The sequence below is a fragment of the Oceanibium sediminis genome (assembly GCF_003265325.1).
Classification (GTDB): Bacteria; Pseudomonadota; Alphaproteobacteria; order Rhodobacterales; family Rhodobacteraceae; genus Halovulum; species Halovulum sediminis.
On the sequence record NZ_QGNX01000002.1, the window covers coordinates 438,229 to 455,457 of the forward strand.

Annotated in this window: 20 protein-coding genes; 1 reads left to right on the top strand and 19 read right to left on the bottom strand. The window is 63.5% G+C overall.

All coding sequences use genetic code 11. The annotated features are described in order from the left end of the window. The first annotated feature begins 334 nt into the window (after positions 1–334). Positions 335–1,342: a helix-turn-helix domain-containing protein gene (locus DJ029_RS07520; protein WP_112321728.1), complete on the top strand. Its 1,008-nt coding sequence runs from the start codon at positions 335–337 to the stop codon at positions 1,340–1,342. 12 nt (positions 1,343–1,354) lie between these two features. Here the strand turns inward: DJ029_RS07520 and DJ029_RS07525 are convergent, their stop codons facing one another. From DJ029_RS07525 to rpmD, 19 genes are all read right to left on the bottom strand, one after another. After that, positions 1,355–2,122: an amino acid ABC transporter ATP-binding protein gene (locus DJ029_RS07525; protein ID WP_112321729.1), complete on the bottom strand. Its 768-nt coding sequence runs from the start codon at positions 2,120–2,122 to the stop codon at positions 1,355–1,357. Between the two features lie 12 nt (positions 2,123–2,134). After that, positions 2,135–3,430, bottom strand: a complete 1,296-nt coding sequence (locus tag DJ029_RS07530) for an amino acid ABC transporter permease (RefSeq protein ID WP_112321730.1) — start codon at positions 3,428–3,430, stop codon at positions 2,135–2,137. A 1-nt stretch (position 3,431) separates the two neighbouring features. Further along, positions 3,432–4,643 (bottom strand): amino acid ABC transporter permease, encoded by a 1,212-nt coding sequence (locus tag DJ029_RS07535; protein WP_112321731.1) that lies wholly within the window; start codon positions 4,641–4,643, stop codon positions 3,432–3,434. Positions 4,644–4,812: 169 nt separating this feature from the next. Then, positions 4,813–5,829 (bottom strand): amino acid ABC transporter substrate-binding protein, encoded by a 1,017-nt coding sequence (locus tag DJ029_RS07540; RefSeq protein WP_112321732.1) that lies wholly within the window; start codon positions 5,827–5,829, stop codon positions 4,813–4,815. A 223-nt stretch (positions 5,830–6,052) separates the two neighbouring features. Then, positions 6,053–6,538: a PaaI family thioesterase gene (locus DJ029_RS07545; protein WP_112321733.1), complete on the bottom strand. Its 486-nt coding sequence runs from the start codon at positions 6,536–6,538 to the stop codon at positions 6,053–6,055. A 6-nt stretch (positions 6,539–6,544) separates the two neighbouring features. Continuing rightward, on the bottom strand, positions 6,545–7,279 hold the full coding sequence (locus DJ029_RS07550; protein ID WP_112321734.1) for an ATP12 family chaperone protein: 735 nt from the start codon (positions 7,277–7,279) through the stop codon (positions 6,545–6,547). Continuing rightward, entirely contained in the window at positions 7,276–8,322 is a 1,047-nt protein-coding gene (locus DJ029_RS07555) for an RluA family pseudouridine synthase (protein ID WP_112321735.1), read from the bottom strand. The genes DJ029_RS07550 and DJ029_RS07555 overlap by 4 nt, the downstream gene beginning before the upstream one ends. Beyond that, the gene (locus DJ029_RS07560; RefSeq protein WP_112321736.1) at positions 8,319–8,699 is read right to left on the bottom strand and encodes a fluoride efflux transporter FluC; all 381 of its coding nucleotides are present in this window, start codon (positions 8,697–8,699) and stop codon (positions 8,319–8,321) included. Before DJ029_RS07560 ends, DJ029_RS07555 begins: the two co-directional genes overlap by 4 nt. 126 nt (positions 8,700–8,825) lie before the next feature. Beyond that, entirely contained in the window at positions 8,826–9,137 is a 312-nt protein-coding gene (locus DJ029_RS07565; protein ID WP_157966295.1) for a BLUF domain-containing protein, read from the bottom strand. Positions 9,138–9,337: 200 nt separating this feature from the next. Further along, positions 9,338–9,712 carry a BLUF domain-containing protein gene (locus DJ029_RS07570; protein WP_112321738.1) on the bottom strand — a complete coding sequence of 125 codons (375 nt, stop codon included), beginning with the start codon at positions 9,710–9,712 and terminating at the stop codon, positions 9,338–9,340. 30 nt (positions 9,713–9,742) lie between these two features. Next, on the bottom strand, positions 9,743–11,065 hold the full coding sequence (locus tag DJ029_RS07575) for a replication-associated recombination protein A (protein ID WP_112321739.1): 1,323 nt from the start codon (positions 11,063–11,065) through the stop codon (positions 9,743–9,745). Between the two features lie 152 nt (positions 11,066–11,217). Then, a complete protein-coding gene (gene rplQ, locus DJ029_RS07580) occupies positions 11,218–11,640 on the bottom strand; it encodes a 50S ribosomal protein L17 (protein ID WP_112321740.1) in 423 nt (140 codons plus the stop codon). Positions 11,641–11,800: 160 nt separating this feature from the next. After that, positions 11,801–12,817, bottom strand: a complete 1,017-nt coding sequence (locus DJ029_RS07585) for a DNA-directed RNA polymerase subunit alpha (protein WP_112321741.1) — start codon at positions 12,815–12,817, stop codon at positions 11,801–11,803. A gap of 121 nt (positions 12,818–12,938) precedes the next feature. Then, the gene (gene rpsK / locus DJ029_RS07590) at positions 12,939–13,331 is read right to left on the bottom strand and encodes a 30S ribosomal protein S11 (RefSeq protein ID WP_112321742.1); all 393 of its coding nucleotides are present in this window, start codon (positions 13,329–13,331) and stop codon (positions 12,939–12,941) included. 12 nt (positions 13,332–13,343) lie between these two features. Next, positions 13,344–13,712 carry a 30S ribosomal protein S13 gene (gene rpsM / locus DJ029_RS07595; protein WP_112321743.1) on the bottom strand — a complete coding sequence of 123 codons (369 nt, stop codon included), beginning with the start codon at positions 13,710–13,712 and terminating at the stop codon, positions 13,344–13,346. Positions 13,713–14,193: 481 nt separating this feature from the next. After that, positions 14,194–14,853: an adenylate kinase gene (locus DJ029_RS07600; protein ID WP_112321744.1), complete on the bottom strand. Its 660-nt coding sequence runs from the start codon at positions 14,851–14,853 to the stop codon at positions 14,194–14,196. Further along, the gene (secY, locus tag DJ029_RS07605; protein WP_112321745.1) at positions 14,850–16,196 is read right to left on the bottom strand and encodes a preprotein translocase subunit SecY; all 1,347 of its coding nucleotides are present in this window, start codon (positions 16,194–16,196) and stop codon (positions 14,850–14,852) included. The genes DJ029_RS07600 and secY overlap by 4 nt, the downstream gene beginning before the upstream one ends. Positions 16,197–16,306: 110 nt before the next feature. Then, positions 16,307–16,789, bottom strand: coding sequence for a 50S ribosomal protein L15 (gene rplO / locus DJ029_RS07610; RefSeq protein ID WP_112321746.1), 483 nt, complete (start codon positions 16,787–16,789; stop codon positions 16,307–16,309). Positions 16,790–17,038: 249 nt separating this feature from the next. Further along, the gene (gene rpmD / locus DJ029_RS07615; RefSeq protein ID WP_112321747.1) at positions 17,039–17,227 is read right to left on the bottom strand and encodes a 50S ribosomal protein L30; all 189 of its coding nucleotides are present in this window, start codon (positions 17,225–17,227) and stop codon (positions 17,039–17,041) included. Positions 17,228–17,229 lie beyond the last annotated feature (2 nt).

Below are 17,229 nucleotides of genomic sequence, written 5' to 3' on the forward strand. Positions count from 1 at the left end.
CAGGTCCCAAGGACATGCTTATGACTGCAGTCCCCGTACCGCCACCGTCATGCTGGCGGATAGAAGCGGCGCGCGGCCGACTTCCCGGAGGGCAACCTATAGCCACAAGGCCCGTGGATGGCATGCCGGCGATTGTTGATCGGCGGACGATCATGTTGCCCGACTTCCGCCCCGTCGTTTTGTCATGAAAGTGTTGCAAAAGTGTTGCGAAACTGTTGCGCCCAGCCGGGTGAATGCTTCCGTCGAGTTGTATGTCACGGGCGTTCCTCTTTAGCGTGTAGTGGGGCCATCACGCCGCGCGCCCCGCACCGCTGCTTGCAGGATCAGGAATAGAATGAACGACGCCAAGTCCTTACAGTTTGAGCTGAAGATGACGAACGGTCTGGATGATGGGGCTGTTCACATGCGTCTTGGGTCGGTCGACATGGGGTGGCAATCCACCCCGGACACAACCGGAAGTGGTGTCAGTTGGAGCTTGTCGCATTTCCACACCCGGGGCCCTGATTCCGTTGAGGTGCGCAGCACGCGCGACCCGGATTTCGTCTTCACGCAAGTCCCGCTGAAAGGCGGCTTCGAGGGCGAACTTGGCTGCGGGCTGCCCATTGACGATGCCATGGTCGGCTTGATCCGGCCCAGGAATTCCGACGCGTTTTTCCGGTTCGACGCGCGCGAAAACGAGCTGTTCGGCGCGCTCGCCCCGCTGGAGGTCGTCGAGCGCTGGTTCGGAGACGATGTGCCCCACGGGATCCGCCCCCTGCTGAACGGGGCCGGGCGTGAGACGATCCACCGGCCCCGCGCCCTGCCCGGCTACCTGCGCCAGACGCTGCTGTCAGCACTTGCCAGCACATCGCCGCTCAGGCCACGGCTGATCGCCGCCACGGCGCAGCAGATCCTCGGCTACCAGCTGGAAAGCCTCTGTTCCGAGGTGCCGACCAGCGTCTCTCCGTTGGCGAGCAGCCTGGCGCGGGACGCCCATGCAATGCTGCTGTCCTGTCCGGAGGATCCCCCCTCCGCGCCGGAAATCGCCGCCCAGTTCGGGTTGTCGGCCCGCCGGTTGGAACAAGCCTACCGGGAAGAATTCGGGTGCAGCTTTCATGCGAATACGCAACAGGTGCGGCTGGACGCGATCTGCCACGCGCTGCGGGAAGGCATGGCGATCAAGGCCGTCGCGCATCGCTTCGGCTATTCAAGCGTCAGCAACTTTTCCTCGGCCTTCCGGCGGCATATGGGTCTGCCCCCGCGGACATGGCTGGAACACCAGGCGAGCAGCCGGCTGCGGCCGCGCACCATGTCCCGGAATGAAAACGGCGGCCCGCGCCGGGGCCGCCGTCATAGCCGTTGACGCCGCCTGTGCTCAGTGGCCGAGGATCTGGCTCAGGAACAGCTTTGTGCGTTCCGACTGCGGATTGTTGAAGAAGGCCTCAGGCTCGTTCTGCTCGACGATCTGGCCCGCGTCCATGAAGATGACCCGGTTGGCGACCTGCCGCGCGAAGCCCATCTCATGGGTCACGCAGATCATGGTCATGCCTTCCTCGGCCAGGCTGATCATGGTGTCGAGCACTTCCTTGATCATCTCGGGGTCGAGGGCCGAGGTCGGCTCGTCGAACAGCATGATGCGTGGCTTCATGCAGAGCGAGCGCGCGATGGCCACGCGCTGCTGCTGACCACCGGAAAGCTGGCCGGGGTACTTGTCCGCCTGCTCGGGGATCTTCACCTTCTCAAGGAAGTGCATCGCCGTTTCCTCCGCCTCGCGCTTGGGGATCTTGCGCACCCAGATCGGCGCGAGGGTGCAGTTTTCGAGGATCGTCAGATGCGGGAACAGGTTGAAGTGCTGGAAGCACATCCCCACTTCCGAGCGGATCTTGTCGATGTTCTTCAGGTCCGAGGACAGTTCCGTCCCGTCGACGACGATCTTGCCCTTCTGATGCTCCTCAAGGCGATTGATGCAGCGGATCAGCGTGGACTTGCCCGACCCGGAGGGGCCGCAGATCACGATCCGCTCCCCCCGGTTGACGGTCAGGTTGATATCCCTGAGCACGTGGAACTGGCCGTACCACTTGTTCATGCCGGTGATTTCGATCGCCACCTCGTCCGAGACGGTCATTGATGCCGGTTGGTTCATGATCCAGGTTCCTTATCGGTGATCGGTTGCGAGCTGGCGCTCCAACCACTGTGAGTACTGGGAAATCGAGTAACAGACGATGAAAAACAGGAGGGCGGCAAAGCCCCACACTTCCCAATAGACGCCTGCCCATTCGGTTGAGGAGAAGATCGGACCGCGCACAACCCCGACCAGGTCGAACATCGAGATGACCGAGACAAGCGTGGTGTCCTTGAACAGCCCCACGGCCACGTTGACGATGCCGGGGATGGAGATCTTCAGCGCCTGGGGCAGCACGATCAGCCGCATCGCCTGGGGGTAGTCCAGGCCAAGGCTGTCTGCCGCCTCATACTGGCCGCGCGGCAAGGCGGCAAGGCCCCCGCGGATCACCTCGGCTATATAGGCCGAGGAAAACATCGTGATCATGATGATCACCCGCAGGATCAGGTCCTGGTTGGTCCCCGGCGGGAAAAAATACGCCAGCACCACGCTTGCCACGAACAGCAGGGTTATCAGCGGCACGCCCCGGATGAACTCGATGAAGACCACGCAGATCCACTTGATGATGATCATGTCCGACTGGCGCCCCAGCGCCAGCATGATGCCGATCGGCAGCGAGAGCGAGACGCAGACCGTCCCTAGGATCATGTTCAGCATGAAGCCGCCCATATCGCGAGAGGCGACCGGCTCCAGCGCCAGGACACCCTCGGCCGCGCCGGTGATGAAACCGCCGATCCACCAGGCGACGAAGGCCGCGGCGATACCGCCGAAGAAGCCCATCGCGAAACTGCCCGTCACCAGGCGCTGGTAGACCGCGAATCCGACCAACACCCCGGCCAGCGCGACAAGCGGCGCGACGATCGTCCCGCCCCAGAGCAGCCAGTAGCCGAGGAAGGGATAGATCAGCGTCAGCACCAACAGGTTGCGCGGCAGCTTGGAAAACAGCAGCGGCGCGGCGGAGAGGAACAGCAGGATGAACGCCAGGATGGGCCGCCAGTACTGGTCTTGGGGATAGGCGATGCCGAACAGAAGCTGATGCCAGCGCTCGCTTATGACCGCGAAACAGGCGCCCCGTGTCCCGTCAAGCTGGGCCTGGCAGTCGCGGATATCCTCGGCGCTCCAGACGGCGTTGGTGAACCAGGGGATGAATCCCGCCAGCAGCGCATAGATCGCCCAGAGCGACACCAGCGTCAGGATCGCATTGGGAACGTTCGCGAACAGGTTTGCCCGCAGCCATTTCACGATGCCGGTTTCCCCGGGTGGGGGCGGCATCTCGGGCAGGGTTTCGGTCCTGACGAAAGCGGCAGAGTGTGCATGGGTGTCCGACATCCTACCTCTCCTTCAACGCGACGGATTTGTTGTAGACGTTCATCACCGCGGAAATCGCGAGCGAGATGACGAGGTAGAACAGCATCAGCAGCAGCACCGCCTCGATCGCGCGCCCGGTCTGGTTCAGCGTGATCCCCCCGAGCGTCGCGGTGATGTCGGCATAGCCCACCGCAATCGCCAGCGAGGAGTTCTTGGTGATGTTCAGGTACTGGGAAATCAGCGGCGGGATGATGACCCGCAGCGCCTGCGGCAGCACGACAAGGCTCATCGTACGGTTCGGGCGCAGGCCGAGGGCGCTGGCGGCCTCGGTCTGGCCCTTGGAGACGGCCAGGATCCCCGCGCGCACGTTTTCCGCGATGAAGGCGCCGGTATAGATCGACAAGGCGAGCCAGAGCGCGATCAGCGGCCGCTGCACCTGTATGCCCCCCTGAAAGTTGAAGCCCTGAAGCGCGGGGTAGTCGAGCCCGATCGGGCGGCCCATGATGAAGAAGACCAGCAGCGAAGGCACAATCAGTATGACCAGTGTCGGCCAGCCCATGGGCAGCAGCTTGCCGGTGTCATAGAGCAGCTTCGTCGCATAGCGGCGATACATTATCGCCCCGAGGATCGACAGGATGAAGGCGGCTACCACGATCATCGACCCCGGGCCCCAGACTGGTGCGGGAATATAGATACCGCGGTTGGTCAGCGCGATGACGCCGAACAGCATCTCGGAATCCGGGGTTTCCCCGCGATAGGCGCTCGGGGCGGGCAGCGTGGTCACCACGGTGCCGATGATCAGGATCCAGATCAGGACCGGCACGTTGCGGAACGCTTCGACGTAGGCGGCCATCAGCTTGGCCACCAGCCAGTTGCCCGACAAGCGCAAGATCCCGGCGAATACCCCCAGAACCGTCGCGGTCACGCAGCCGAGGAACGCCACCAGCAGCGTGTTCAGGATACCGACAATGGCGGCGCGCTGGTGGGTGGACTGGTTCGTATAGTCGATAAGCGTCTGATTGATGTCATACCCGGCAGTATCGCCGAGGAAATTGTAGCTGATGTTCAGGCCCGCCGCCGCAAGGTTGCGCACGAGGTTCATACCCATGAACGCCATGAAGGCGATAAGGACGGCAAGGGCAATGAACTGGAACGTAAGCGAGCGATACCGCGTGTCGTACACCAGCATGGAAAGACGGAATGACGGCACCGCCTCCTCTGAAATCGCGGACATGTGCCGCACCCCTCTTCACTGTTGGTACGCCCTGCCCCGTTCGTGATGCGGCCCGGTTTGCCGGGTCCTGCGCTGGGTAGGGTCGCGTCTTACTGGCCGGGGGGAATTCCTGTTATCCGCCCCCCGAAAGCAGACGAGGCGCGCCGGTCTGGCGCGCCTCGCTGGGTGGTTAGCGGAACGGCGGGGCGTAAATCAGCCCGCCTTGGGTCCACTGGGCGTTCAGGCCACGCGCCAGGGCAATCGGGGTGCCTTCACCAATGTTGGCGGCGAAGATCTCTCCATAGTTGCCGGAAACCGCGATCGCACGCTTGGCCCAGTCGGCATCAAGGCCGAGCATCGCGCCAAGGTCGCCATCGGTACCCAGGAGGCGGTTGATTTCCGGGTTGTTGCTGCCACCGGCCATCTGCTCGAGGTTGGCCGAGGTCACGCCAAGCTCTTCCGCCGCGATAAGCGCGTTGAGAGTCCAGCGAACGATATCGGCCCATTGGTCGTCACCCTGACGGGTAAGCGGGCCGAGCGGCTCCTTGGAGATAATCTCGGGCAGCAGCATGTGCGCGTCCGCATCCTCGAAGGTCGCGCGCGTCGCCGCCAAGCCGGACGCGTCCGTCGTGTAGGCATCGCATGCACCGTCAAGGTATAGCGGCTGCGCTTCAGAGTTGGTTTCGACCGGCACCGGCTCGTAGCTGATGTTGTTGTTGCGGAAGTAGTCCGCGAGGTTCAACTCGGTCGTGGTGCCGGTCTGCACGCAGATCGTCGCACCGTCCAGTTCCGTGGCCGAGGATACGCCCAGGTCCTTGCGGACAATGAAGCCTTGTCCGTCATAGTAGTTGACCCCGGCGAAGCTAAAGCCAAGGTCCACGTCGCGGGTGAACGTCCAGGTCGTATTTCGGGACAGCACGTCGATTTCGCCCGAGGCGAGCGCCGTGAAACGCGTCTTACCGGTCGTGGGAACGAATTCGACAGCGGAACCGTCACCGAGCACGGCTGCGGCCACGGCACGGCAGAAGGCAATATCAAAACCCTCCCACTCGCCATTCGCGTTGGGCGACGCGAAGCCGACAAGGCCGGTGTTCACACCGCACTTAAGCACACCACTTGCCTTCACGTCGTCCAGAGTCGCCGCGCCGGCAACGCCTGCTGTCAGTCCAGCAGACGCGAGCGCGCCGATAAATGCATAAGCTTTCATAGTAACCTCTTCCTGTGTGTGGGTTGTGAACCCGGTCGCCGACGTTACCGGCACTTTATTATTTTGTAGGTCCATCTCTCCCGAACCATGGAGCAACATTGTTTTAGCATGGCCAAAGGTCAAGAGTACAAAATGTGAACAAGTGCCTCAATATTGGGTAACGCTACGGGAACCGCCTTAGATTTAGGCAGTCACATCCATTTCATGACGCCTGTTGAGGGGGTTAGTCTGACACGTCGAAAATCATGCATGTGACCGTGCCGGTCGCATATAATTTCCCGTCTTCCACCCCGGTGAGCCGCCCCTCCGCGGTCGCGGTGCGCCGGCCGGTATGCAGTGACGTGCCTTCGGCCAGCACCGCGGTTCCGTCCGCGAAAAGCGGACGAACCAGATTTACCTTGTATTCCAAGGTTGTATAGGCTCGCCCGGCGGGCAACATGCTCTGCACGGCGCAGGACATGCAGCTATCCAGGATCGCGCCGAACCAGCCACCGTGAATCGTTCCCGCGGGGTTGGTGTGGCGGAACTCCGGCACCCCCTCGAACACCACGCGCCCGGCGGATGCCTCGACCATGCGGATTGCCATGGTTTCGGCCATCGCGGGGGCCGGAAGGTCACCCGTAGCGATCCGCTGCATGGCGTCCAGGCCGGACAGCGTCTTCAAAACCTCGTGCGTGAGGAAATCCGACGATGACGTCGCGTAATACATCAGTTTTCAGCCCTCTTCGGGATCGGATTGGCGTACCAGCGCCAGCAACCTGGCAGCCTGGGCGAAGGCCTCGGCCTTTTCCGCGGCGGCGCGCGCGGCCTCTTCATCCGCGCCCCACTGCTCGGCCTGCCAGGTTTCGTCGAGGCGACTGATCCCCCAGGCGCGCTCCGGATCGATGGCGCCGCCGCTCACCGCGAGGCCGAGCACCAGTGAGCCCGACAGCGTGACAAGGTCATGCAGGGCGGTCAGTTCGAACGCCGAATGCGCCCGCACCGCGGCGGCAAGCGCGCTGAGGCTGGCCTCAGGCTGTTCCAGCGGCATCACCCCCACGGCAAGGTGAAGGCGCGCGCCATGGGCCCTGGCGCACCATTCGATCCAGGGGTCCCATTCCTCTTTCTGGCGCGCGCACAGCGCGTCAGGCGCGGCGGCGCGGTAGCACAGCAGGTCGGACCCGCCGTACTCGGCCAGCATGCTCGCCACTGCCTCATGGGCCGGCGTGACCTTGTCGATGGCGGAATTGGCCGCGCGGGTGAAGGGCATGGTCTCGGGCTTGATCCGCTCATCCTGGGCCTGCCACTCCGCTGCCACGGCGCGTGCCAGCGCGGCTGTCGGCACGGCGAGCAGCGCCTTACCCGGCGTGCGCAGCGGGCGGTCGTCCAGCAGGACGGACCAGCCGCCCCCCTCGGCGAGGCAGATATCGGCGTCTTTCCAGAAGCGGCGCTGGGGCGCGGTGAAGCTCATTCCAGGTCCTCGAACGGGTCGGCCGCCGCCTCGGACATCTCCCATCCGAAGGTGTCCCAGGTGCGGGCCATATGGTCGGGCAAGGGCGCGGTCAGCGACAGGATCGCGCCAGTGAAGGGATGCTCCAGCGTCAGGCTGCGCGCGTGCAGGTGCAGCTTGCGGCTGATGTCCCCGCCCAGCTGCGCGCCCCATCCGTCGCCCAGGTTTTCCTGGCGATTGGTGCCGTATTTGCCATCGCCCACGATGGGGCAGCCGATCTCGGCCATATGCGCGCGCAATTGGTGCGTGCGCCCGGTGATCGGCGCCATGGCAACCCAGGCCGCGCGGCGGGCGGCGGCGCTGATGGTCGTATAGTCCGTCGTCGCGCGTTTCGCGTCCGGCGTGCTGGCGACGGCATCGGGGTGAATGCAGATCATCTTCTCGCCAGCGCCGGAGGGGCCATGCCCGGGGGCTTTCACCAGCCCAAAGCGGATCGTGCCGTGGTTCGGGCGTGGGCTGCCCGCGACCGCGGCCCAGTAGATCTTGCGCGCATCGCGGGACTGGAACGCCTTCGCCAGCAGCGCCGCCGCGCGGCCCGTGCGGGCCAGCAGCAGCACCCCGGAAGTGTCCTTGTCCAGGCGATGCACCAGCCGCGGCTTTTCCGCCGCACCAAAGCGCAATGCCTCTGCCAGCCCGTCCACGTGGCGTGTCTGCCCCGAGCCGCCCTGGCTGGGCAGGCCGGCCGGCTTGTTGATCGCGATCAGATGCTCGTCACGATAAAGAACGGCGTCCTGCATCATCCGGGCATCCACGTCCGATACGGTGTGCGCGCGCTTCTGCGCAGGCGCGGCCTCGGTCTCCGGCAAGGGAGGGACGCGCAGGATCTGCCCCTCGGACAGGCGTGTGTTCGCCTTCACCCGTGCGCTGTCGAGGCGAAGCTCGCCCTTGCGGCACATCTTCTCGATCCGCCCCTGGGTGACCTGGGGGAAGCGCTTGCGCAGCCAGCGGTCCAGGCGCTGGTCTTCGGCGTCGGGGCCGAGCGTCAGGGTTTGTACACCACTCATGCGAATACCATCCGTCCCAGGATCATTCCCGATCCACAAAGCAGCAGCGTGCCAAGCACGCTTGCCGCAACATAACCCGCCGCGGCGCCCATCGCGCCACGCTCGATCAGCGATACCGCCTCAAGCGAGAACGCCGAGAAGGTGGTGAACCCGCCGAGCACCCCGGCAGTCAGCAGCGGCGGCGGCAGGCTGCCCCGCGCCGCCAGCATCGACACGAGCACCCCCATCAGGAAGCACCCCACCAGGTTGACCGCCAGCGTTCCCCAAGGAAAGCCGCCGCCGAGCATGGCCCCGGCCCGGGTGACCACGACATACCGCAGCACCGCGCCGATGGCGCCACCAAGGGCGACTTGCAGGATCGGCAGGGTCTGCCACATGTCCGATGTCCGTATCTGTCCAATGAAAGCTGGGGCTGTCTTCACCCCCAACGCCAGCGGATGTCAAGGCGGCCCCCCGCCTGCCCGCGATCACAAGACGCGGCGTACGCGCGCCGCGAAGCACCGTCAGCCGGTATCGCCGGGCTTGCGTTGCTCGGACAGCCCCCCTGTCACGAAAGCGGCGTGGCTGCGCATCTCTATCCGCTGGAACGCCTCGACCGAGATGTCCCGGTGGCGCGGGTCCGACAGGATCACGCCGACGAGCAGCGCGATCGGCGCGACGCCGCCCTCGATTTCCTGGAAGAACCGCGTGCCGTCGAACTCAAGCTGGCCGGTCACGCCGAACTCGGCATTCCGTTTGGTCGAGATCTTCTGGATAAGGCTGAAATCGGATGCGGTGAACTCTGCAACGGGCGAGGACGTGTACCGAAACAGCATCAGCGAGTTTTCATCCTGGGGGTTGAACAACGTCGGCAATTTCGCTCCATCTATCCTTGTGTGCTTGAGTATATGTTTCCTTCCGACCCGCAATTACAGGGGTGCGCCCCGATTGGTGGATGAAGCATGTTTTTCGACCTGACCGCAACGGGTTGGCGCGGAGCGAGTGGGCCCCGCCGCAGGCTCGGGCGCGGGGGCGTTCAGGCCGCCTTCCGAAGCCCGGTGGACAGCTTGCTGACCAGCAGTTGCGCGGCCATGCCAAGGGGGACATCCTCGTTTCCGGTGGTCACCTCGTGAATGGCCATGCCGGAAAACCGCCGGTTGGTGACAAGGGCTTCATGGACGACCACCATGCCGTTGTTCCGCTGGTCCGTAGCGATACGCTCCAACACCTGCAGGACCTTGTCCTCGGGTCCTTCGAGCACGCCAACATACCCCGGGCCAAGCCCCATTACCACGCCCGTCAGCACCGGCTCAGCCCCCGGCGTGGATGGGGAGAAGAGCATCGCATCCAACTCATCGAGGGGAAATCTACAGAACCCACGGGTTCGGAAAACGACTTGAAGAAGCGCCATCTGGTTCGCACCTGCTTAAATGAATTTCGATCAACGACTCATCTTCGCCCGAATCTCGGTAAAGTAATCGATACGCTTCTTCAGTTCGCGCTCGAACCCGCGCTGCTTCGGGGTGTAAAATACCTTTCGCCCGGTTTCCTCCGGGAAATATTCCTGACCTGAGAACCCTTCTTCACTATCGTGATCGTATTGATAACCCTTGCCATATCCCTCCTCTTTCATCAACGACGTTGGCGCGTTCAGGATATGCTTGGGCGGGTTCGCTGAACCGGTGTTCGCCGCGAAGCGCCGCGCATCCTTGTACGCGCGATAAAGAGCGTTGGATTTCGGCGCCAGCGCCATGTAGACGACGGCGCCCGCCAGGGCCAGTTCGCCTTCCGGCGAGCCGAGCCGCTCATAGGTTTGCCACGCACTCAGGCACTGGACCTGGGCTTCGGGATCGGCAAGGCCGATATCCTCCACCGCCATACGGGTCAGGCGGCGGGCCAGGAAACGCGGGTCTTCGCCCCCGTCCAGCATCCGGGCGAACCAATAGAGCGCGGCGTCCGGGTCCGAGCCCCGCACCGATTTGTGCAGCGCCGAGATCAGGTTGTAATGCGCATCGCCCGACTTGTCGTATTTCGGCGCGGTCCGGTTCAGCCGTTTCGCCACGGCGTCAGGGTCCAGCTTGTCCTTGGCCTGCCAGCCGTGCACCTGCTCGATCAGGTTCAGCAACGCGCGACCGTCGCCGTCGGCCATGATGACCAGCATGTCGCGCGCCTCCCCCGTCAGGGGCAGGGCGCGGCCGAGGGCGGTCTCCGCGCGGCTGAGGATGCGCTCAAGGTCGCGGTGCTCGAGCCGGTTCAGAACAAGCACCTGCGCGCGGCTCAGGAGGGCTCGGTTCAATTCGAAGCTGGGGTTCTCGGTCGTGGCGCCGACCAAGACGATGGTGCCCCGCTCCATGTGGGGCAGGAAGCCGTCCTGCTGGGCCTTGTTGAAGCGGTGGATCTCGTCCACGAACAACAGCGTGCCGCGGCCCTGCTCATGGCGCAGGCGGGCGGCGTCGAACACCTTGCGCAGATCCGGCACGCCGGTGAAGATCGCGCTGATCTGCACGAAGGCCAGATCGGTTTCCGCGGACAGCAACTGCGCGATGGTGGTCTTGCCCACCCCCGGCGGGCCCCAGAGGATCAGCGACGGCAAGGTCCCCGCGTCGAGCATCGCGCGAAGGCTGCCTTCGGGGCCGAGCAGGTGGTCCTGCCCGATGACGTCAGACAGCGACGCGGGGCGCAGCTGGTCGGCAAGGGGACGCGGCCCGCCCTTGCTTGCGGCGGGCGCGCCGGTGGCGGGTTGGTCGAACAGGTCTGGCGGCATGGGGCACCTCCGGGGGCATGGCGCGGGAGCAGGGTATCAGCGCCGCAGGCGAAGGACAAAGGCCGTGTCCGCGCAGCGCCGGGCCCGCAAAGCAAAAAGCCGCAACCCCGTGGGGCGCGGCTTTCGCGGGTCTGCAAGCAGTCGGACGGAAATCAGTCTTCCGCCAACGCCTCTTCCTCGGCGACGCGCGCCTTGTCGGCGGCACCCTTGGCGTCGTGGTCGCGGTCGACCAGTTCGATGATCGCCATCGGGGCCATGTCGCCATAGCGGAAGCCGGCCTTCAGCACGCGGCAATAGCCACCCTGACGCTCCTTGTAGCGCGGGCCGAGCACGTCAAGCAGCTTGGCGACGGCGGCATCCTGCTTCAGCTGGGCGGCGGCCAGGCGGCGGGAATGCAGGTCGCCGCGCTTGCCGAGCGTGATCAGCTTGTCGATGATCCGCTTCATTTCCTTGGCTTTGGGCAGCGTCGTCTTGATCTGCTCATGCTCGATCAGGCTGCATGCCATGTTCGAGAACATCGCCTTGCGGTGTTCATGGGTGCGGTTGAGTTTGCGGTAACCGTGTCCGTGACGCATTTTGTCTTCTCCTACAGTGCTTTATACTTTGTCCGGCAGGCCTGCGTGGGTCCTGCACTCCTTGGGGCGGGATTGCCCGGGCTCGTCATGCAAGGTGCGCAACTGCTGCGCACCCTGCGGGATCGTGATGCGAGGTGCGCATTTGCTGCGCACCGCTACGTCAGAACTGGTCTTCGAACTTCTTGGCCAGATCTTCGATGTTGTCGGGCGGCCAATCGACAATGTCCATGCCGAGGTGCAGGCCCATGCCGGTCAGCACTTCCTTGATCTCGTTCAGGGACTTGCGGCCGAAGTTCGGGGTGCGCAGCATCTCGGCTTCGGTTTTCTGGATCAGGTCGCCGATGTAGACGATGTTGTCGTTCTTCAGGCAGTTCGCGGAACGTACCGAAAGCTCCAGCTCATCCACCTTCTTCAGCAGCAGCGGGTTGAACTCCAGGTCGTCCTCTTCCTCGGCGCGGCCGGCGGCTTCCGGCTCGTCGAAGTTGACGAACACGCCAAGCTGGTCCTGCAGAATCCGCGCGCCGTAGGCGATCGCATCCTCGGGGCTTACGGAACCGTCGGTTTCGATGGTCAGCGTCAGCTTGTCATAATCCAGCACCTGACCCTCACGGGTGGGCTCGACCTTGTAGCTGACCTTCTTCACCGGGCTGAACAGCGCATCGACCGAGATCATGCCGATCGGGGCATCCTCGGGGCGGTTCTTGTCGGCCGCGACATAGCCCTTCCCGGTTTCCACGGTCAGTTCCATGTACAGACTCGCACCATCGTCGAGGTGACAGATGGTGTGGTCCTTGTTCAGGATCTCGATCCCCGCGGTTTCGGCGATGTCGCCGGCAGTGACGAGGCCTGGGCCCTGCTTGTTGATCGACAGGCGCTTGGGGCCTTCGACGTCCATCTTCAGGCTGACGCCCTTCAGGTTCAGGACGATGTCGGTCACGTCCTCACGCACACCGTCGACAGAGCTGAACTCATGCAGCACGTTGTCGATCTGGACGGAGGTGATCGCGGCCCCCTGAAGCGAGCTCAACAGCACGCGGCGCAGGGCGTTGCCGAGCGTCAGGCCGAAGCCCCGCTCAAGCGGTTCGGCGATAGCGGTGGCCATACGCTGGGCGTCTGCACCGGGCTTGATCTCAAGCTGGGTGGGACGAATCAATTCTTGCCAATTCTTATGGATCATTGGGGCCTCCATTCTTGCAGTCCGCTCCGATCCGGGGGCAGATGCGCTCGAGGGTCGTCTTGGAAACGGGAACGGTCAGCGGGGGCACCTCTGCCCCGCTGACCCCCGGTCGTATCTTGCCTTAAACGCGGCGGCGCTTGGGCGGACGGCAGCCGTTGTGCGCGATCGGGGTCACGTCACGGATCGCCGTGATGGTGAACCCTACAGCGCCGAGAGCGCGCAGCGCGCTTTCGCGGCCCGAGCCGGGGCCCTGAACCTCAACCTCGAGGGTGCGCATCCCGTGCTCCTGTGCCTTCTTGCCTGCGTCTTCCGCAGCCATCTGAGCGGCATAGGGCGTGGATTTCCGCGACCCCTTGAACCCCATGGTGCCGGCGGACGACCAGGAAATGGCGTTGCCCTGCACATCGGCGATCAGGATCTTGGTGTTGTTGAACGATGCGTTCACATGCGCGACGCCGGCCGAGATGTTCTTCTTGACCTTCTTCTTCGCGCGCAGCTTGGTATCACGTGCCATATCAGTTGCCCCTTATTTCTTCTTGCCAGCAATGGCTTTTGCGGGGCCCTTGCGGGTACGAGCGTTGGTGTGGGTCCGCTGACCCCGCACCGGCAGGCCGCGACGATGACGCAGACCGCGGTAGCAGCCAAGGTCCATCAGACGCTTGATGTTCATCGACTTCTCACGGCGAAGGTCGCCTTCGACCATCAGGTTCGCGTCGATGTACTCACGCACTTTCAGCACTTCAGCGTCGGAAAGTTCGTTCACGCGGCGAGTCAGGTCAACGCCGACCGCTTCGCAGATCTGCTTGGCAGAGGTGTCACCGATGCCATGAATATATGTCAGCGCGATGTGAACGCGCTTGTTTGTGGGGATGTTTACCCCTGCAATACGAGCCAAATGTCGTCTCCGTTTCAGTCGCGGTTCCGTAGCGCCAGAACCTTTTTTCACAACGAAAGCCCATCCGCTGACATGCCGATGGGCTCGGGACCTCATGAGAGGGGGTCATGCGACTCGCTCTTTATGAGAAGTGTGCAATTTATGAATGATGCAGGGCGTGTCAACCCCGCACATGCGTCAATCGCGTCGGATCGTCTATTTATCGCTGATCCGGTCGCCCCGGATGCGGACCGGGACACGCATTTGCTCAAGCTGAGCCGCAGTATGCTTGAGGGACGCCCAGACACCCAGACCGCCAAGGGCCAGTAGGATGCCGGGAATTACGATTTCTGAAGCGAACATCTGTCATCATCCTCGTTGTACATCCCTAAGATAGGGTGTGCCGATCCGAATGCGAGTCCCCTCATGCCGCAAATGCGACAAATACCGCCTTACGCCCCTCTGGCAGCGGCAGAACCCCTGCCCCAGGGGGTGCGCGTGGTCAGGCGTCAGCAGCCGCCAGCGCGCCGGAAACCCGTGCGGCGACGTCGTCGATCTCTCCGAGGCCGTCGATGGTCTGCAGCTTGCCCTCGGCGTAGTAGTAGCCGATCAGCGGAGAGGTGTCCTTGTAGTAGGCCAGCAGACGCGTGCGCATCGTTTCCGCATTGTCATCGGGGCGGCGCTTGAACTCGGTGCCACCGCACTGGTCGCAGGTGCCCTCGACCTTCGTCGGCTTCGTCTGGTCGTGATAGACCGCGCCGCAGTTGCCGCAGGTGAACCGCCCGGAGACGCGCTGCACCAGTTCCTCGTCATTGGCGATCCGCATCTCGATCACGGCGTCCAGGCGCTTGCCCTTGGCCTTCAGCAACGCGCCCAACGCATCGGCCTGGGCCAGGGTGCGCGGGAAGCCATCGAAGATGATGCCATTGCTGCCGACACCGGCGTCGAGTTGTTCCTCGATCAGACCGATCACGATCTCATCCGTCACGAGCGAGCCGCTGTCCATGATCTCGGCCACCTGGTTGCCAATCGACGTCCCCGAGGAGCGCGCCGCGCGCAGCATGTCGCCAGTGCTGAGTTGAACCATGCCCTTTTCGGCAACAAGCTTATGGGCCTGGGTGCCTTTACCGGCCCCAGGCGGACCTAACAGAATAATATTCATCTACGGCTCTTCTTTCGTCCCTTGCCCCGCAATTTTGACTTCTCGATCAGCCCTTCATACTGGTGCGCCAGCATGTGCGACTGAACCTGTGTGATCGTGTCCATGGTCACGGAAACCACGATCAGAAGCGAGGTGCCCCCAAAGTAGAACGGAATCGAAAGCTGCGAAATCAGAATCTCGGGAAGAAGACAAACCGCCGCAAGGTAGGCCGACCCGATGACGAGGATCCGGCTGACCACGTAGTCGAGGTAGTCCACCGTGCGCGGCCCCGGGCGGATACCCGGAACGAAGCCGCCCTGCTTCTTCAGGTTGTCTGCCACGTCCTCGGACTTGAAGGACACGTTGGCCGTGTAGAAGTAGCTGAAGAAGACGATCAGCGCGACGAAGGTCAGCAGGTACAGCGGTTGGCCGCGTCCGAAATAGGCGGCGACCCAGCCCATCACGCCGGTCGCGCCAGCGCCTGAGAAGGTGGTGATCGTCGTCGGCAGCAGCAGCAGCGAAGAGGCGAAGATCGGCGGAATCACCCCGGCCGGGTTCAGCTTGATCGGCAGGTTGGAGGATTCCCCGCCGTACATCTTCTGCCCGACCTGGCGGCGCGGGTACTGGATGTGGATCTTGCGCAAGGCACGTTCGACGAAGACGATGAAGGTGATCGTGACGACGACCATCAGCATGATGCCGATGATGACCGCCGGGCTCAGCGCGCCGGACCGACCCTGGCTGAAGAACTGCGCCAGCGCGGCGGGAAGTTCGGCGATGATGCCCACGAAGATGATCAGCGAAACGCCGTTGCCGATGCCGCGCGCGGTGATCTGCTCACCCAGCCACAGCAGGAACATGGTGCCGCCGACAAGCGTGATCACGCAGGAGGCACGGAAGAACCAGCCCGGATCGAGAACAAGGCCCTGCCCCTCCAGCCCGATGGCGATTCCATAGGCCTGGAACGTGGCGAGGAAGACCGTCCCGTAACGGGTCCACTGGTTGATCTTCTTGCGGCCCGACTCGCCTTCCTTCTTAAGCTTTTCAAGCGAAGGGACCATCGCGGTCATGAGCTGCACGATGATCGAGGCCGAGATGTAGGGCATGATCCCCAGGGCAAAGATCGCCATGCGGCTGACCGCACCCCCGGTGAACATGTTCAGGATGCCCCCGATGCCGCCCTGGGCCTGCTCGAAGAACTGCTGAAGCTCGATGGTATCGATACCGGGAACGGGGATGTAGGTGCCCACCCGATAGACGATCAAGAGTCCGAGCGCGAAAAGGATCCGCGACTGAAGTTCCTTGGCCTTGCCGAAGGACCCCCAGCTGAGGTTCGCGGCCATCTGTTCCGCTGCCGATGCCATGTAGCTTGCCTCCCATGACGGCGCCGCCAGACCGTGTTCCCGGTCGGCGGCGCGGTATATTACGCACTAAGGGATGTATGGTGTGGGCCGAGGGCCCACAACCCTAATCCTTACTCGGCCGCCGCTTCGGCTGCCGGGCTTGCGAGGGTCACGCTGCCGCCGGCTTTCTCGACCGCGTCAATCGCGGCTTTCGAGGCGCCGGTCACGGTCAGTTTCAGCTTGGCGCTGATCTCACCCTTGGCGAGCAGACGGACACCGTCCAGCTTGCGGCGCACGATCCCGGCTTCGACCAGCAGGTCCTCGGTGATGTCGGCTTTCGCATCCAGCGTGCCGGCATCGACGAACTTCTGCAGCAGGCCGACGTTGATCACCGCGTACTTCTTCGCGTTCGGCTTGGTAAAGCCACGCTTGGGAAGACGCTGGTAGAGCGGCATCTGGCCACCCTCGAAGGCGTTGATCGACACGCCCGAACGGGACTTCTGACCCTTGATACCACGGCCAGCAGTCTTACCCTTGCCCGAACCGGGGCCGCGGGCGATCCGCTTCTTCTTGCGGGCCGCACCTGGGTTGTCGCGCAGTTCATTGAGTTTCATGACGCTTCTCCTTTGGCCGGACATGCCCAATGAGCGTCAAACAGGGCAGCCACGGCGTTGCTGATAAGCGGCCTGCGGTCAGGCCACCGGCGGCGTATAACGGGATGTCGCGCGGGGTGCAAGCCCACAGGGCGCTAATGGCCCCCCTGCCCCCGCATTTGCCCGCTACAGGGCAGCAGACGCCAGGGGCCGCAAACGAAAACGCCCCGCACAGGGCGGGGCGTTTCATGGATCCGAAGGCGGGGCGGTTCAGCCGCGCTCTTCGATGATCTGGACCAGATGCGGGATCTTGTTGACCATGCCGCGCACGGCGGGCGTGTCTTCAAGTTCACGCGTCTTGTGCATCTTGTTCAGGCCAAGACCGATCAGCGTACGGCGCTGTTCGGCCGGGCGGCGGATCGGAGAACCGACCTGCTTCACGACGATGGTTTTTGCCATGC

Excerpts from the sequence above, each read along its gene's own strand:
- DJ029_RS07545 (WP_112321733.1), bottom strand. The coding sequence starts at position 6,538 with ATGTATTACGCGACGTCATCGTCGGATTTCCTCACGCACGAGGTTTTG.
- DJ029_RS07540 (WP_112321732.1), bottom strand. The coding sequence starts at position 5,829 with ATGAAAGCTTATGCATTTATCGGCGCGCTCGCGTCTGCTGGACTGACA.
- DJ029_RS07565 (WP_157966295.1), bottom strand. The coding sequence starts at position 9,137 with ATGCTGTTTCGGTACACGTCCTCGCCCGTTGCAGAGTTCACCGCATCC.
- rplO (WP_112321746.1), bottom strand. The coding sequence starts at position 16,789 with ATGAAACTCAATGAACTGCGCGACAACCCAGGTGCGGCCCGCAAGAAG.
- DJ029_RS07550 (WP_112321734.1), bottom strand. The coding sequence starts at position 7,279 with ATGAGCTTCACCGCGCCCCAGCGCCGCTTCTGGAAAGACGCCGATATC.
- DJ029_RS07575 (WP_112321739.1), bottom strand. The coding sequence starts at position 11,065 with ATGCCGCCAGACCTGTTCGACCAACCCGCCACCGGCGCGCCCGCCGCA.
- secY (WP_112321745.1), bottom strand. The coding sequence starts at position 16,196 with ATGGCATCGGCAGCGGAACAGATGGCCGCGAACCTCAGCTGGGGGTCC.
- DJ029_RS07535 (WP_112321731.1), bottom strand. The coding sequence starts at position 4,643 with ATGTCCGCGATTTCAGAGGAGGCGGTGCCGTCATTCCGTCTTTCCATG.
- DJ029_RS07555 (WP_112321735.1), bottom strand. The coding sequence starts at position 8,322 with ATGAGTGGTGTACAAACCCTGACGCTCGGCCCCGACGCCGAAGACCAG.
- DJ029_RS07600 (WP_112321744.1), bottom strand. The coding sequence starts at position 14,853 with ATGAATATTATTCTGTTAGGTCCGCCTGGGGCCGGTAAAGGCACCCAG.
- DJ029_RS07585 (WP_112321741.1), bottom strand. The coding sequence starts at position 12,817 with ATGATCCATAAGAATTGGCAAGAATTGATTCGTCCCACCCAGCTTGAG.
- DJ029_RS07520 (WP_112321728.1), top strand. The coding sequence starts at position 335 with ATGAACGACGCCAAGTCCTTACAGTTTGAGCTGAAGATGACGAACGGT.
- DJ029_RS07530 (WP_112321730.1), bottom strand. The coding sequence starts at position 3,430 with ATGTCGGACACCCATGCACACTCTGCCGCTTTCGTCAGGACCGAAACC.
- DJ029_RS07525 (WP_112321729.1), bottom strand. The coding sequence starts at position 2,122 with ATGAACCAACCGGCATCAATGACCGTCTCGGACGAGGTGGCGATCGAA.
- rplQ (WP_112321740.1), bottom strand. The coding sequence starts at position 11,640 with ATGCGTCACGGACACGGTTACCGCAAACTCAACCGCACCCATGAACAC.
- rpmD (WP_112321747.1), bottom strand. The coding sequence starts at position 17,227 with ATGGCAAAAACCATCGTCGTGAAGCAGGTCGGTTCTCCGATCCGCCGC.
- DJ029_RS07570 (WP_112321738.1), bottom strand. The coding sequence starts at position 9,712 with ATGGCGCTTCTTCAAGTCGTTTTCCGAACCCGTGGGTTCTGTAGATTT.
- rpsK (WP_112321742.1), bottom strand. The coding sequence starts at position 13,331 with ATGGCACGTGATACCAAGCTGCGCGCGAAGAAGAAGGTCAAGAAGAAC.
- DJ029_RS07560 (WP_112321736.1), bottom strand. The coding sequence starts at position 8,699 with ATGTGGCAGACCCTGCCGATCCTGCAAGTCGCCCTTGGTGGCGCCATC.